At 64.4% G+C, this 14,342-nt stretch carries 12 protein-coding genes; 11 read left to right on the top strand and 1 reads right to left on the bottom strand.

All coding sequences use genetic code 11. The features are described 5' to 3' along the window. Positions 1 to 83 precede the first annotated feature (83 nt). From R9B84_RS21060 to R9B84_RS21030, 7 genes are all read left to right on the top strand, one after another. Entirely contained in the window at positions 84 to 716 is a 633-nt protein-coding gene (locus R9B84_RS21060) for a DUF1120 domain-containing protein (RefSeq protein ID WP_423760283.1), read from the top strand. 79 nt (positions 717 to 795) lie between these two features. Continuing rightward, the gene (locus R9B84_RS21055) at positions 796 to 1,551 is read left to right on the top strand and encodes a DUF1120 domain-containing protein (protein ID WP_423760282.1); all 756 of its coding nucleotides are present in this window, start codon (positions 796 to 798) and stop codon (positions 1,549 to 1,551) included. Between the two features lie 319 nt (positions 1,552 to 1,870). Then, positions 1,871 to 2,500, top strand: coding sequence for a DUF1120 domain-containing protein (locus R9B84_RS21050; protein ID WP_423760281.1), 630 nt, complete (start codon positions 1,871 to 1,873; stop codon positions 2,498 to 2,500). A gap of 43 nt (positions 2,501 to 2,543) precedes the next feature. Beyond that, positions 2,544 to 3,200, top strand: coding sequence for a DUF1120 domain-containing protein (locus tag R9B84_RS21045; protein ID WP_423760280.1), 657 nt, complete (start codon positions 2,544 to 2,546; stop codon positions 3,198 to 3,200). A 329-nt stretch (positions 3,201 to 3,529) separates the two neighbouring features. Then, positions 3,530 to 4,240 (top strand): fimbria/pilus chaperone family protein, encoded by a 711-nt coding sequence (locus R9B84_RS21040; RefSeq protein ID WP_423760279.1) that lies wholly within the window; start codon positions 3,530 to 3,532, stop codon positions 4,238 to 4,240. Further along, the gene (locus R9B84_RS21035; protein ID WP_423760278.1) at positions 4,240 to 6,819 is read left to right on the top strand and encodes a fimbria/pilus outer membrane usher protein; all 2,580 of its coding nucleotides are present in this window, start codon (positions 4,240 to 4,242) and stop codon (positions 6,817 to 6,819) included. Before R9B84_RS21040 ends, R9B84_RS21035 begins: the two co-directional genes overlap by 1 nt. Positions 6,820 to 6,896: 77 nt before the next feature. Beyond that, a complete protein-coding gene (locus R9B84_RS21030; protein WP_423760277.1) occupies positions 6,897 to 7,418 on the top strand; it encodes a hypothetical protein in 522 nt (173 codons plus the stop codon). A 74-nt stretch (positions 7,419 to 7,492) separates the two neighbouring features. Here R9B84_RS21030 and R9B84_RS21025 read toward each other — a convergent pair whose 3' ends face one another. Beyond that, positions 7,493 to 8,191 (bottom strand): TetR/AcrR family transcriptional regulator, encoded by a 699-nt coding sequence (locus R9B84_RS21025; protein WP_423760276.1) that lies wholly within the window; start codon positions 8,189 to 8,191, stop codon positions 7,493 to 7,495. A 356-nt stretch (positions 8,192 to 8,547) separates the two neighbouring features. Here R9B84_RS21025 and R9B84_RS21020 point away from each other — a divergent pair, with 356 nt between their 5' ends. From R9B84_RS21020 to R9B84_RS21005, 4 genes are all read left to right on the top strand, one after another. Beyond that, positions 8,548 to 9,828 carry a Zn-dependent hydrolase gene (locus R9B84_RS21020; RefSeq protein ID WP_423760275.1) on the top strand — a complete coding sequence of 427 codons (1,281 nt, stop codon included), beginning with the start codon at positions 8,548 to 8,550 and terminating at the stop codon, positions 9,826 to 9,828. A 127-nt stretch (positions 9,829 to 9,955) separates the two neighbouring features. Beyond that, a complete protein-coding gene (locus R9B84_RS21015; RefSeq protein ID WP_423760274.1) occupies positions 9,956 to 11,293 on the top strand; it encodes an NAD(P)-dependent oxidoreductase in 1,338 nt (445 codons plus the stop codon). Positions 11,294 to 11,359: 66 nt separating this feature from the next. Next, positions 11,360 to 12,676, top strand: a complete 1,317-nt coding sequence (gene preA, locus R9B84_RS21010; RefSeq protein ID WP_423760273.1) for an NAD-dependent dihydropyrimidine dehydrogenase subunit PreA — start codon at positions 11,360 to 11,362, stop codon at positions 12,674 to 12,676. Positions 12,677 to 12,776: 100 nt separating this feature from the next. Then, a complete protein-coding gene (locus tag R9B84_RS21005) occupies positions 12,777 to 14,285 on the top strand; it encodes an NCS1 family nucleobase:cation symporter-1 (RefSeq protein WP_423760272.1) in 1,509 nt (502 codons plus the stop codon). The last annotated feature ends 57 nt before the right edge of the window (positions 14,286 to 14,342 follow it).

The raw sequence follows: 14,342 nt of genomic DNA, 5'->3' as shown, positions 1-14,342 counted from the left end.
GAAGTTGGCCGAAGCGTTGGACGGCTGCGACGGCTGACGCCCTCCCTAATGTATATGCCCTACTCGACATCAATGGAGAATCTGTGAATTTCAAGCCTCTGCTTGCCCTCGCCTTACTTTCGGGCGCCATGGGCGTCGTAGTCAGCGATGCGTCCGCCGCTGACCTGAGTGTGAAAGGCCAAATCAAGCCCGTTGGCTCCTGCAGTCTGACGTTGAGCAATGCCGGTGTCATCGACCTGGGTGAGCTGTCGCGCCAGACCCTAGACAAGCATGCGGGCGCAGATCGCGATATGTCGTTGGCGGTCAACTGCGCGTCTCCAACCAAGGTTGCAATCAAGGTGGTCGATAATCGAGAAGGCTCGAGCTTCTACGGCGGCTGGCTCGGGTTGGGCACTCCGAATATCGGCAGTTACACCATTCGCGGGGATGACAAAAAGGGCGGTCTCGATGGAAAACAGCCGATCACCCTTACGAGTTGGGATGACGGTAGTAGTTGGAGCCACGGTAGAGGCGGCGGGTTAGCCAACGATTCCCATTCTGGATCTCCTCTCACTTCGAGGGGCGACCCTGATCATGCCTTCCCTCGCTTTCCTGTCGCGTTCAGAACGTTCACAGCTGCGCTGCAAGTAGATGTGTATATCCACACGCCCGAACTGGATTTCCAGGATGAGATCGCACTTGACGGCTCCGCGACCTTGGAACTCGTGTACCTGTAGCGCACGGCATTGGATCCATCCACTTCAAAGAGTCAGCGATGAGAAATCGGATCGCCGACGCTACGTGCATCGTCACGACATGAAGGGCCGTGCAATTGGCGGACATTCCGGCTCGGGGCTTCATGACATTGAAGCTGAGCATCCGTCGGCGCGCGTGCTGACGCGATATGCATTAGTCCATGCCGTTCAGAATGAGAGATATATGCGTATGAGCTTGAAGCAGTGGTGTGTTGTTTTCGTGCTGGCCAGCACCTTGTCGAGCGTGGGCGTGACGTCGGCGGCCGACCTCAGCGTCAACGGGCATATCGAATCGAGCAGCGCTTGCAACATGGCGTTGGGCAACAGCGGCGTTGTCGACCTAGGCAGTCTCTCGAGAAAGAATGTCCTCGAGAGATACGTGTTGAATCGCTACATGTCGTTGAGGATTGACTGCCAGCACCCGACCAAGGTCGGCATCGGCGTGATCGACAATCGAAAAGGTACGGTGCCGCCATCGGAAGCTGTTTTTGGAGATCAGCATTTCGGCCTAGGCAATCCTGCAATCGGCAGCTATGTCATTTCTAGCCTCGATCGTCCCCAGGCAGATGGAGGAAAGGCCTTTTGGATTTGGAGAAGCGGTCAAGGCGGAATTACTTGGGACGATAAGGGGACGAACTACGTCTGGAGCGGCAGCAAGATCCTTTCGTGGGACGTGGATGGGTCGCAGACGGAGCCAGTGGCGTTCAAGACGCTGACGAACACATTGAGCATCACGGTCACTTTGAGGCGAGACATCCCGTTTACCGACGAAATGGAGATCGATGGTTCCGCGACATTGGAACTCGTATATCTGTAGCGCACGCGTGTCGCTGGGTTCCCCCATTTCAACGAGTCCGCATTGCTGTTGTTCGCCGGCCTGTTGCTTGGCGGCGACTGTCAAGTCGCTGGGCGTTGGTGGGCGCGTCGGGCCGAGCGTCGGTTGATCGCGTTGTCGAGCCGGGCAAGCAGGGGGATTCGAACAGTCTACGTTATGCGCGCCGTCCCGATTTGAAGTGAATTTCGATAGGCCGACATCCGGTTAGGGGCTTCACGACATTGGATCGGAGCATCAGTCAGCGTGTGTGCTGTCGCGACATCCGTTTGCCTGTGCCGTCCAGAATGAGTGAGATATTCAGATGAGCTTGAAGCAGTGGTGTGTACTTTCCGTTCTGGCCTGCACGTTGTCGAGTGCGGGCGTGACGTTGGCTGCCGACCTCAGTGTCAACGGTCATATCCGATCAGGCGGCGCTTGCAGCATGGCGCTGGGCAATGGCGGTGTCATCAACTTGGGCAATCTATCGCGCAAGGATTTTCACGTTGACCTTAGCGAGATACCCTTGACGATTAACTGCCAGCACCCAACCAAGGTTGGGGTTAACTTGATCGACAATCGCGACGGTACGCAGCCCTCTGGCTATTCTGGGTTCGGTATGGGCAATCCTGCCATCGGCTCCTACTTTATTCGTTCCAATTCGGCGGGCCGCGAGGCCGATGGGAGGCGCGTCGTGACGATTTACCGCAGCCAAGGAGGGGCTTGGGGTTTGGCTGCTGATGACATCAACGGCGTGACTGAACCCAGCTGGAGCTGGAAATCCGGCGGGATCACTTCGTGGGCTTTGTGGGGGGCGGAAGAGCTGGATGAGCCGCTGGCGTTCAAGATACTAAAGGACACGTTACGGGCTGAGGTCAAATTCAGGGACGACATCGCGTTCACCGACGAGCTCGAAATCGACGGTTCCGCGACGTTGGAACTCGTGTATCTGTAACGCCCGCGAGTACTTAGTCACCCCATTTCAAAGAGTCTGAATCATGCAGATGATGAGGCACGTGATTGCTCCGGCGGTGCTCGCTTTCACGATGGCAAGCGCCGTTCCATCCCAGGCTGCCGACCTCAGCGTCAACGGTCAAATCCGATCGGACGGTGCTTGCAGCATAGCGCTGGGCAACGGCGGCGTCGTCGACCTGGGCAGTCTGACGCGCAATCAGCTTTCTCCCCCCGGTGAGCTCAGGGTGTACGAGGGGCGTGAGATGTCGTTGATGATTAACTGCCCGCACCCGACTAAGGTGAGCGTTACCGCGACGGATAATCGCGAAGGTACGGCGCACCCCGGCTATTACGATTGGCACGGTTTCGGCCTGGGAAATCCCACCATCGGCTTCTACTTCATTCGCATCAACGAGACTCCGTCAATGGCCGATGGAAGGGATGCCTTCGTGATTAAGCCCACTTACTCTGTCGGTTGGTACGACCCCGGGAATGGGGACACCATGGCACCCTGCACTACCATTTCGTGGGGCGTGGATGGGCCGCCGCTGCCGGAGGCGTGGCAGAAGGAGCCTGTGGCGTTCAAGGCACTGACGAGCACGTTGGGGATCAATATCGCTATTGCTCTCAGAAAAGACGTCGGATTCATTGACGGGATGGAACTCGACGGTTCCATGACCTTGGAACTCGGGTACCTGTAGCGTGTGCATGTCACTCTAACTTTCCGATCCAGAAAGATTGAATCAGGGCTGCGACGGGGCGCCTGATTGCTCCGGCCGTGGTCGCACCGATAGCCTAGCATCGCTCCATCCCGGGGCGTCGCCGGATAGTCAGCTGGAGTCGGCCGTCCGGCCGGCGCAGCGATCGATTCCGCCCCCCATCGGATTTTCTGAAATCCCGAGCACAACGCACATAACCATCCGTCAAATTCAATAAAGTTGGATTCCTAAATATGCTGAGCTGCTTACTGCGTTGCCCGTCAGAATCTCTTTCTCAACCCCAATATTTTGCGTCGCGCCGACGCGTTCTAATGAGGGCTATCCTGACGACCGGACTACCGGTATGCCTGAGCGTGCCGGCCGTCATTGCTCAGGCTTCCGGCGTCCTTCCCGAATCTTCCGTGGTGATCCTGAACGAAGCGGACGGCGAAACCACGATGAACGTGAAGAACACGGAGTCGATTCCGCTGCTGCTGCATACGTCCATCCAGAATACGCCGGAAGACCAGGAATTGCTGGTCGTGGCCGTGCCGCCGGTGAGCCGGGTGGAAGGCCAGGACACGCAGCTGGTGCGTTTTCTGCTGCAAAGCCCGGCGCCGCTGCGGGTGCAGCGGCTCAAGCGCGTGACGTTCGAGGGCATTCCGCCGAAGGGCCCGGACGGCAAGGCGCGCATCAGCATGACAATCCGCCAGAACCTGCCGCTGATCGTGAATCCCGCCACGCTCGCGAAGCACACGTCGCCGTGGACGCTGCTGCAGTGGTCGGTGGCGGACGGCAAGCTGCGCGTGCGCAACGACAGTCCGTATGTGGTGCGTCTGGGGCAAGGCGTGCAACTCCTGCCGGACAAGACCGCCGTGGATCTGGGCAAGACTTATGTGCTACCCGAAAGCACTGTGGAAGTCTCGTTGCCGCAGGGGGCGGGTGCGCGGGCAACCGGGGTCAAACTGTCGCCCGCGACGATCTACGGCTACGAGGTCGACTCCTACGACGCCCCGCTCGTCAACGCCGCGACGCAACCGTAATGCGGCTCGACCGTGCCACGCGCCGAGTGCGGCGCCAACGTGAATCGAAGGTGTATCGCAACGGGACGGCCGCGTCGCTGTTGATGCTGTTGGCTGGCGCCTATCCGCCACGTGCGCACGCGCAGGCGGTCGCGGCGCCTGACGCGGAACCCGCCGCGCAAACAACGGCTGCACAAACCGCAGTCGATTCGGCCGCCGCCGATGCCGCCTTCGACACGAGCATCCTGCAGCAGCGCGGGCTCGATCCGCAGATCGCCGACTATTTTCGCTCTGCGCCTCGTTATCGGCCTGGCCGAAGCCGCGTTGTTGTCTACGTCAACGATATTCGGCGAGGGCGGATCAATACGCGCTTCGACGAGGAAGGTGCGCTGTGCTTCGACCGCGCATTTCTGAATGCGGCCGGGCTGGTGGTGCCCGACGCGAAGTACGCAATAGATGGCGATTCCGAGGCCGGCACCTGCTACGACTTCGCGCGGGCTTTCCCCGGCACGGACGTGACGCTCAAGCCGGGGCGGGAAGAAGTGCGTCTGGTCGTGCCGACCACGGCGTTGCGTCGTGCGGTGGCGGACTTCTCCGGCTACAGCCGGGGCGGCAACGCGGCGCTGCTCAACTACGAGCTGATGGCCATGCGCAGCGAGGCGAGCGGCATGCCGGGCTCCAACTTCCTGTCGCTCAATTCCGAACTCGGCGTGAACGCCGGCGACTGGATCCTGCGTAGCCGCGCCTACTCGCAAAATCAGGATCACTCAGGGTTCCAAAGCCGACACCTCTACGCCTACGGCCAGCGAACCTGGCTGCGATGGGGCGCGACGGTGCAGGGCGGACAGATCAACATCGCCAACTCGGTGCTGACCGGCGCGCCGTTGACCGGCATCCAGGTGTTTCCCGATGCGGCGCTGGGCAAGCAGGAGCGCAACGTCGTCATGGTCGAGGGTGTGGCGCAATCGCAGGCGCGCGTCGAGGTGCGCCAGGCGGGCGGGTTGATCTATACCACCGTCGTGCCGGTCGGCCCTTTCGCACTCACCGACCTGCCGCTGCTCAACAACAGCAGCGACCTCGAGGTGACCGTCATCGAATCCGACGGCGCGCGGCGCAGCTTTATCGTGCCCGCAGCTTCGATCAGTGCGGGGACGCTGGGGCAGCGGCCGGGCTATGCTTTCGCGTTCGGCAAGAGTCGCAATCTCGACGGCAACAAGGCCCGTAACCCGTGGGTGGCGAGCGCGAGCGGCAACTGGACGCTGGGCAGGCGCGGCAACGTCGGTGCCGCCGCACTGTTCGCTCCCGGATACCAGGCCGCCAGTTGGGGCGTGGATATGCGCGTGTCGCGGTCGAGCAGCGTCAAGCTGCAGCAGCGCGCATCGCTGCAGGCGAGGAAGTCGGGCACGCAGATCGAGGTCTCGGGCATTTTCGGCGGCCTGCACGAGAACCTGACCATGAGTTTCAGCAGTGCGTACCAGAGCAACGGCTACCGCACGCTGGACGACTTCACCGTGGATGCCGGCCAGCCCAGGTTTGCTGCGTCGCGCTTCCGGAGCCGGCATACCGCGGCCGTGGCCTGGTCCGATTCCAGGCTGGGCGGTTTGACGTTCGGCTACGCATTCTCCAACCAGCAGAACGGGGAGCGCACCCAGCGGCTGAACTTCTCCTGGGGAAAGAGCTTCGCCTTCGGCACCGTGTCGCTAAACGTGGAGCGCGACCTCAGCCCCCGCCGGGAGGCTCGGTATTACGGCAGCAGAGCCTACGACAGGCCCGACAACACCTATTACGTGTCACTGAGCATCCCGTTCGGCAAGCGCAGCGTCCGTACCTATGCAAGCAACACGAGCGGCTATACGCGCTTTGGTGCCAACTACAACGAGCGGATTGGCGATCGCCTGAATTACTCGCTGAATGCGGAGCGCAACACGCGCGACCGGAGCAATGCCGTGTCGGGTCAAGCGGCAGCGACGTCGCGCGTTGCTCAAGTCAACCTGGGGTTTTCCGATACCGGCAAGCGTGCCCGCTCGTATTACGGCGGGGCTTCGGGCGGCGTGGTGGTGCACGCAAACGGGGTGACGCTTTCGCCCTATCCGGTGCAGGACACGTTCGGCATCGTGTCGGCATCGGGCGTATCGAACGTGAAGATCAACACGCCGCAGGGGCCGGTATGGACCGACCGCTGGGGGCATGCCGTGGTGCCTCGGCTCTCCCCGTACAGCAGCAATCGTGTGGAGGTGATGACCGGCACCTTGCCGCGCAACGTCGACATCGGCAACGGCTTCCAGCAGGTCGACCCCGGGCGCGGGTCGGTGAACCGGATCGACTTCGAGCTCACCCGCGTGCGTCGGGTGCTGCTCAACGCTCGTGACTCCGAGGGCAATCCGCTGCCCTCCGGCGCCTATGTGCTGGATGGCCGCCAGCAGTATGTCGGCACAGTGCTCGAGCGGGGGCAGGTATTCCTCAATAACGGCGCCGGGAGCGATGCGCTGACGGTGGCTTTGCCGGACGGCAGGCAGTGCTTATTGGAGTACGTGCTGCCCGAGCGGGCTCGCCCCGGCACTCTGTTCGAAAGTGTCGATGCCCGTTGCGCACTTCAATGAGACCGCAAGCCTTGAGAGACGATATGTTGCGACAACTGAAGCTTGCCCGCCGGTGCGCGTGGACGATGTGCGTGGGTATGAGCCTGAGCAGCGTCGCGATGGCGGCGGACAATTGTCAGGTGCACGCCGTGCCTGCGCAGCTGGACTACGGCGCTCAGTACCGGCAGACCATTCTGGGGCAGCCCGCATCGGCCCAGGGGCATTCGTTGGGAAAACACCTGGTTTCCGTGAACGTTGTTTGCAAGGCCCCGGTGCGCATGGCGATTTTCCTGCGCGGCGATGCGCTGGATCAGAGCGCGTTCCGGCTTGGTTCGCGGGGTGTGCTTTCAGTGGTGGCCGGCGACGCGAATCTGGATGGCAGGTCCGTTGCATTGGGCAGCGTGGAACATGCCGGCCAGCAACCGTCGGAGCAGGCCGGCAAAGCCAGCTTGCATCCGAACAGGGGCGTCGTCGTGCTGGAGCAAGGCGTGCCGGCGACGGGCAGCCGACTGGCCTTGCAACTCGAATTGGATCCCATGATTCCCCACGCCTCGATCGAGGTCGTCAGCAACGAATCCGTCTGGTCCAGTAGCCACTTCCTGGAGCTGGTCCCGTTCTGAAGCCGATCGGGCTTCGGGCGTGCATGTGTCGGCGGAGCGACGAGCCAGGCACCGCGCGGTGCATGCCGAAGTGTTCATGCCTGTCGTTCCGCATCCGGCGACACCGCGCCGCACGCGCGAATCACGAGCTGCACGACCTGTTCGGTCTTCTCGTCGAACGCCTTCCGCGTGAACGTGCGCTTGCCGCTCAGCGCGCGGATCTGCGCATCGAAATCCGCGTAGTGCTGCGTGGTCGCCCAGATCAGGTACATCAGCGCGTGCGCATCGATCGGCGCGAGCAGCCCGCGTGCGATCCAGCCGTCGATCACCTTCACGCGCGTGTCGAACCACGGCTTCACGCGTTCCGACAGGATGTCCTGCATGTGCTCCGCGCCGTGGATGATTTCGTTGGCCCAGACTTTCGAGCCGAGCGGTCGCCGTCGCGACAGATCCATCTTCGCGCGCACGTAGCCGCCGATCGCTTCCACCGGATCGTCACTGGCCTCGAACGAGCCGGCCGCGCGATGCCAGTCCTCGAACAGGTCGTCGAGCACGCGGCGGTACAGCGCGAGCTTCGTCGGGAAGTAGTAATGCAGGTTCGCCTTCGGCAGGCCGGCGCGTTCCGCGATCATCGCGGTGCTCGCGCCGTCGAGCCCGCGCTCCGCGAACACGGCCTCCGCACAGGCGAGCAGATGCGCTTCGTTGGACTCGCGGATGTGTGCCTTGCGTCGCCGCAAAGGCGCGGACGTTTCGTCGCTGTCGGTCGCTTCGGCTGCCGCCTCGTCATGTCTCATCGTTACCCTCGCGCGGCGGGCATGCCGCGTTGGGCTTCATTCTAGCCGCTGATCCGCGTCGAACGCACGCGTGCGGAAACCGCGCATCCGCAGTGATGTTGCGTTGCGATGGCACGTTTCTCGCTCTATCGATCTGCGAAAGAAAGACATTGCTTTGGTCATTTTGATCGTCTAAAACCTGTCCAATCGGACAGGATTCGGCGAGCGGCGGAAGGCAGTTCCGGCGATTCGTCGGGCGACCTTCGCGCACGACCAGGGCATGCACCGCACATGGGCGGGTACGCCCCAGAACAGGCATTGCATGCACCGGCACAGACCGGTCTGACGACATCACCGACCCCACAGGAGCGATGCGAATGAACGCGGTATCGGAAGCAGTGAAGCGGCCGGTCTTCGACCCGTCGATCAAGGTTGACGGCAAGCGGTTGTGGGACAGCCTGATGGAAGTCGCGAAGATCGGCGCGACGCCGAAAGGCGGGGTGTGCCGCCTCGCGCTGACCGATCTGGACAAGGCCGGCCGCGACCTGATCGTCGGCTGGGCGAAGGCCGCCGGCTGCACGGTGACGGTCGATACGATGGGCAACGTGTTCATGCGCCGCGCGGGCCGCGTGGCCGACGCGGAGCCGGTCGTCACGGGTTCGCACGCGGATTCGCAACCGACGGGCGGCCGCTTCGACGGCATCTACGGCGTGCTCGGCGGCCTCGAGGTGATTCGCAGTCTCAACGATCGCGGGATCGAGACCGAGCATCCGGTCGAGGTCGTGATCTGGACCAACGAGGAGGGCTCGCGCTTCGCGCCCGCGATGGTTGCGTCCGGTGTGTTCGCGGGGGTGTTCCCGCTCGAATACGGGCTGTCGCGCAAGGACGTCGACGGCAAGACGATCGGCGAGGAGCTGGCGCGCATCGGCTACGCCGGCGACGTGCCGTGCGGCGGGCGCAAGCTGCACGCGGCGTTCGAGCTGCATATCGAGCAGGGACCGATTCTCGAAGCGGAATGCAAGACGATCGGCGTCGTGACCGATGCGCAGGGGCAGCGCTGGTACGAGATCACGTTCACCGGCCAGGAAGCGCATGCCGGGCCGACGCCGATGCCGCGCCGCCGCGACGCGCTGCTCGGTGCGTCGCGCGTGGTCGATCTCGTCAACCGGATCGGCCTCGATCACGCGCCGTTCGGCTGCGCGACGGTCGGCATGATGCAGGTCCACCCGAACTCGCGCAACGTGATTCCCGGCCGCGTGTTCTTCACCGTCGATTTCCGTCATCCGGACGACGCGGTGCTCGCGAGGATGGATGCCGCACTGCGCGACGGCGTCGCGCGCATCGCGGCCGGCATCGGGCTCGAAACGGAACTCGAGCAGATTTTCTACTACAAGCCCGTCGCGTTCGATCCGGCGTGCGTGGAGGCCGTGCGTGGCGCGGCCGATCGCTTCGGCTACTCGCACCGCGACATCGTGTCGGGCGCGGGGCACGATGCATGCTATCTGGCGCAGGTCGCGCCGACGTCGATGGTGTTCGTGCCGTGTGTCGACGGCATCAGCCACAACGAGATCGAGGACGCGACGCCCGCGTGGATCGAGGCCGGCGCGAACGTGCTGCTGCACGCAATGCTGTCGCGCGCGTGCGAGCCGGCTTCATGACGAATCGACCGTAGCAGCCGGCAGGCTGCGCATCGCCTGACCGTAGCATTCCTAAGCGTGACCGCCCCGACTGTGCATTCGCAGCCGGCGGGGACGGCTTTGTCTCCACCCAGTCGAAGGAACGCGTATGACCACCAAGCCAACCGGCGATATCGCCGCGCATCGCCTGTCGTCCACGCAACTCTCGTGCGAATTCGCCGACATCGCGCCGCTGCTCGATCCGACTGCCGCGGCGGCCGCTGCCAGCCGCTGCCACTACTGCTACGACGCGCCGTGCGTGCAAGCGTGCCCGACGCAGATCGACATTCCGAGCTTCATCCGCAAGATCGGCAACGGCAACCTGAAAGGCGCGGCGACGGACATCCTGTCCGCGAATCCGCTCGGCGGGATGTGCGCACGCGTGTGCCCGACCGAGATCCTGTGCGAAGGCGCATGCGTGCGCAACCATCAGGATGCGCAGCCTGTCGCGATCGGCGCGCTGCAGCGTCATGCGACCGACTGGGCGATGGCAGCCGGTGCGGTGCGCTTCACGCGTGCGCCCGATACGGGCCGCCATGTCGCGGTGGTCGGTGCGGGGCCGGCCGGGCTCGCGTGCGCGCACCGACTCGCGCTCGCCGGGCACCGCGTGACGCTGTTCGACGCACGCCCGAAGGCCGGCGGCCTCAACGAATACGGGATCGCCGCGTACAAGACCGTCGACGATTTCGCGCAGCGTGAAGTCGAATGGCTGCTGTCGGTCGGCGGTATCACGCTGAACACGGGCGTCGCGCTCGGACGCGACATGACGCTCGACACGCTGCGCGAGCAGCACGACGCGGTGTTTCTCGCGATGGGCCTCGGCGGCGTGCGTGCGCTCGCGATCGATGGCGAACACCTGGCCGGTGTGATGAACGCGGTCGACTTCATCGAGCAGGTGCGGCAGGCCGATGGGTTGGAGAACGTGCCGGTCGGGCGGCGCGTGGTCGTGATCGGCGGCGGAAATACGGCCATCGATGCGGCCGTGCAGAGCCGCAAGCTCGGCGCCGAGCGCGTGACGATGGTTTACCGGCGCGGCGTGGATGCGATGAACGCGACGTGGGCCGAACGCGAGTTCGCGCAGAAGAGCGGCGTCACGCTCGTCACGCACGCGAAGCCCGTGCGCATCGCGGGTGCGAACGGGCAGGTGACGGGCGTCGAGTTTGAAGCGGCATCGGGTGAGCGCTTCACCGTCGATGCGGACATGGTGCTGAAGGCGATCGGCCAGACACTGGTGCCCGACGGCATCGCGGCCGCGTTGCTGACTGCGGACGGCTCGCGCGTCGCGGTCGACGCGAACGGGCGCACGGCACTGCCCGACGTGTGGGCCGGCGGTGACTGCGCGGCGACGGACGGCATCGACCTCACGGTGCAGGCCGTGCAGGACGGCAAGCGCGCGGCCGCGTCGATCGACGCGGCACTCGCGCAGCGCGACGCGAAGGCGGCATAAGCGCACACGCACGCATCCACGCATCCACGCATCCACGATAGCGACCCCACTCTCACGGAGCCGAACATGGCCGACCTTCGCTGCACCATCGCGGGCATCACTTCGCCGAATCCCTTCTGGCTCGCGTCCGCGCCGCCGACCGACAAGGCCTACAACGTCAACCGTGCGTTCGAGGCGGGCTGGGGCGGCGTCGTCTGGAAGACGCTCGGGCTCGATCCGCACATCGTCAACGTCAGCTCGCGCTACGGTGCCGTGCAGTGGAACGGCCAGCGCATCGCGGGGCTGAACAACATCGAGCTGATCACCGACCGCCCGCTCGACGTGAACCTGAGAGAGATCGCGCAGGTCAAGCGCGACTGGCCGGACCGCGCGCTGATCGTGTCGCTGATGGTGCCGTGCAACGAGCGCGACTGGAAATGGATCCTGCCGCTCGTCGAGGATACGGGCGCCGATGCGGTCGAGCTGAACTTCGGCTGCCCGCACGGAATGAGCGAGCGCGGGATGGGCGCGGCCGTCGGGCAGGTGCCCGAATACGTCGAGATGGTCACGCGCTGGGTCAAGGAAGGCACGAAGCTGCCGTGCCTCGTGAAGCTCACGCCGAACATCAGCGACATCCGGATGGGCTCGCGCGCCGCATACAAGGGCGGCGCGGACGGCGTGTCGCTGATCAACACGATCAACTCGATCGTCGCGGTCGATCTCGATCACATGGCGCCGATGCCGACCGTCGACGGCAAGGGTACGCACGGCGGTTATTGCGGCCCGGCAGTCAAGCCGATCGCGTTGAACATGGTCGCGGAGATCGCGCGCGATCCGGAAACGCCGAACCTGCCGATCTCCGGTATCGGCGGCATTTCGACCTGGCGCGACGCGGCCGAATTCATCGTGCTCGGCGCCGGCAGCGTGCAGGTGTGCACCGCGGCGATGCATTACGGCTTCCGGATCGTGTCGGATCTCGCCGACGGGCTGTCGAACTGGATGGACGAGAAGGGCTACGCGACGCTCGACGACGTGCGCGGCCGCGCGGTGCCGAACGTGACCGACTGGAAATACCTGAACCTGAAATACGACATCAAGGCGCGCATCGACCAGGATCGCTGCATCCAGTGCGGGCTGTGCCATATCGCGTGCGAGGACACGTCGCACCAGGCGATCACGGCGACGAAGGACGGCGTGCGGCACTTCGAAGTGATCGATTCGGAGTGCGTCGGGTGCAATCTTTGCATGCATGTGTGTCCGGTCGAGCAATGCATCACGATGGAGCGCGTCGACTCGGGCGAGTACGCAAACTGGACCACGCATCCGAACAACCCGACGCGTGCCGACGCGGGCGCGAGTGCGGGCCCGGCGGCGGCGCCCGATAAGCACGCGAAGGCGGCTTGACCGGCGTCCGGCGGCGCGGGATATCAGGCGCCGCCGTTTTTCGTTCCCGTGGGCCGGCATCGCGCGATGCCGGCGCTGACGTTTACGTGGAGTGCCTTCGATGAAACCAGCAGCGACCCCCGCCGATCCCGACAGCGCCGCGGCGCAGGGCGGCAGCCTGTACAACGACGACCTCGCGCCGACGACGCCGGCGCAGCGCACGTGGAAGTGGTATCACTTCGCGGCGCTGTGGGTCGGGATGGTGATGAACATCGCGTCGTACATGCTCGCGGCCGGGCTGATTCAGGAAGGCATGTCGCCGTGGCAGGCGGTGATGACCGTGCTGCTCGGCAACCTGATCGTGCTCGTGCCGATGCTGCTGATCGGCCATGCGGGCGCGAAGCACGGGATTCCGTACGCGGTGCTCGTGCGCGCGTCGTTCGGCACGCAGGGCGCGAAGCTGCCGGCGCTGCTGCGCGCGATCGTCGCGTGCGGCTGGTACGGCATCCAGACCTGGCTCGGGGGCAGCGCGATCTACACGCTGCTGAACATCCTGACCGGCAACGCGCTGCACGGCGCGGCGCTGCCGGTCGTCGGCATCTCGTTCGGGCAGCTCGCGTGCTTCCTCGTGTTCTGGGCGCTGCAGATCTACTTCATCCTGCACGGCACCGATTCGATCCGCTGGCTCGAGAGCTGGTCCGCGCCGATCAAGGTCGTGATGTGCGTGGCGCTCGTGTGGTGGGCGACGTCGAAGGCGGGCGGCTTCGGCTCGATGCTGTCGGCGCCGTCGCAGTTCGCGGCGGGCGGCAAGAAGGCCGGGCTGTTCTGGGCGACCTTCTGGCCGGGCCTGACCGCGATGGTCGGCTTCTGGGCGACGCTCGCGCTGAACATTCCCGATTTCACGCGCTTCGCGCATTCGCAGCGCGACCAGATGATCGGGCAGTCGATCGGGCTGCCGCTGCCGATGGCGCTGCTGTCGGTGGTGTCGGTCGTCGTGACGTCGGCGACCGTCGTGATCTACGGCAATGCGATCTGGGACCCGATCGACCTGACGAGTCGGATGACGGGCATCGGCGTGGGCATCGCGCTCGTGATCCTCACGCTCGATACGATGTGCTGCAACCTCGCCGCGAACCTCGTCGGCCCCGCGTACGACTTCTCGAGCCTGTGGCCGAAGGCCATCTCGTACCGCGCGGGCGGGATGATCACCGCAACGATCGCGATCGTGATGATGCCGTGGAAGATCCTCGCGACGACGGACGGTTATATCTTCACCTGGCTCGTCGGTTATTCGGCGCTGCTCGGGCCCGTCGCGGGCATCCTGATGGTCGATTACTTCCTGATTCGCGGCACGCAGCTCGACACGCGCGCGCTGTTCGACGAGCGCGGCGGCTTCAGCTATGCGCGCGGCTGGAACCCGGCCGCGCTGGCCGCACTCGCGGTCGGCGTGCTGCCGAACCTGCCCGGCTTCCTGCACACGGCATTTCCGGCGTCGTTCCCGAACGTGCCGGCGTTCTTCAACACGCTTTACACGTACGCGTGGTTCGTCGGCCTCGTGCTGGCGTCGGGCGTGTACGGCACCTGGATGAAGTGGCGCGCGGGACAGCGCGCGCAGATCGCGAGCGCATGACGCGTGCAGTGCATGTGACCCAAGCGCCGCATGCGGCACCCGACAGTCAACGAGGAG

The organism is Burkholderia sp. NLJ2, assembly GCF_049487195.1.
Taxonomy (GTDB): Bacteria; Pseudomonadota; Gammaproteobacteria; order Burkholderiales; family Burkholderiaceae; genus Burkholderia; species Burkholderia pyrrocinia.
Note: the sequence above shows the minus strand (reverse complement) of the source record. Positions and strands in the feature narration are given on the sequence as shown.

Bases quoted from the DNA above. Each gene is read 5' to 3' on its own strand.
- R9B84_RS21055 (WP_423760282.1), top strand. From the start codon at position 796: ATGAAGGGCCGTGCAATTGGCGGACATTCCGGCTCGGGGCTTCATGAC.
- R9B84_RS21050 (WP_423760281.1), top strand. From the start codon at position 1,871: ATGAGCTTGAAGCAGTGGTGTGTACTTTCCGTTCTGGCCTGCACGTTG.
- R9B84_RS21045 (WP_423760280.1), top strand. From the start codon at position 2,544: ATGCAGATGATGAGGCACGTGATTGCTCCGGCGGTGCTCGCTTTCACG.
- R9B84_RS21040 (WP_423760279.1), top strand. From the start codon at position 3,530: ATGAGGGCTATCCTGACGACCGGACTACCGGTATGCCTGAGCGTGCCG.
- R9B84_RS21035 (WP_423760278.1), top strand. From the start codon at position 4,240: ATGCGGCTCGACCGTGCCACGCGCCGAGTGCGGCGCCAACGTGAATCG.
- R9B84_RS21030 (WP_423760277.1), top strand. From the start codon at position 6,897: ATGAGCCTGAGCAGCGTCGCGATGGCGGCGGACAATTGTCAGGTGCAC.
- R9B84_RS21025 (WP_423760276.1), bottom strand. From the start codon at position 8,191: ATGAGACATGACGAGGCGGCAGCCGAAGCGACCGACAGCGACGAAACG.
- R9B84_RS21020 (WP_423760275.1), top strand. From the start codon at position 8,548: ATGAACGCGGTATCGGAAGCAGTGAAGCGGCCGGTCTTCGACCCGTCG.
- R9B84_RS21015 (WP_423760274.1), top strand. From the start codon at position 9,956: ATGACCACCAAGCCAACCGGCGATATCGCCGCGCATCGCCTGTCGTCC.
- preA (WP_423760273.1), top strand. From the start codon at position 11,360: ATGGCCGACCTTCGCTGCACCATCGCGGGCATCACTTCGCCGAATCCC.
- R9B84_RS21005 (WP_423760272.1), top strand. From the start codon at position 12,777: ATGAAACCAGCAGCGACCCCCGCCGATCCCGACAGCGCCGCGGCGCAG.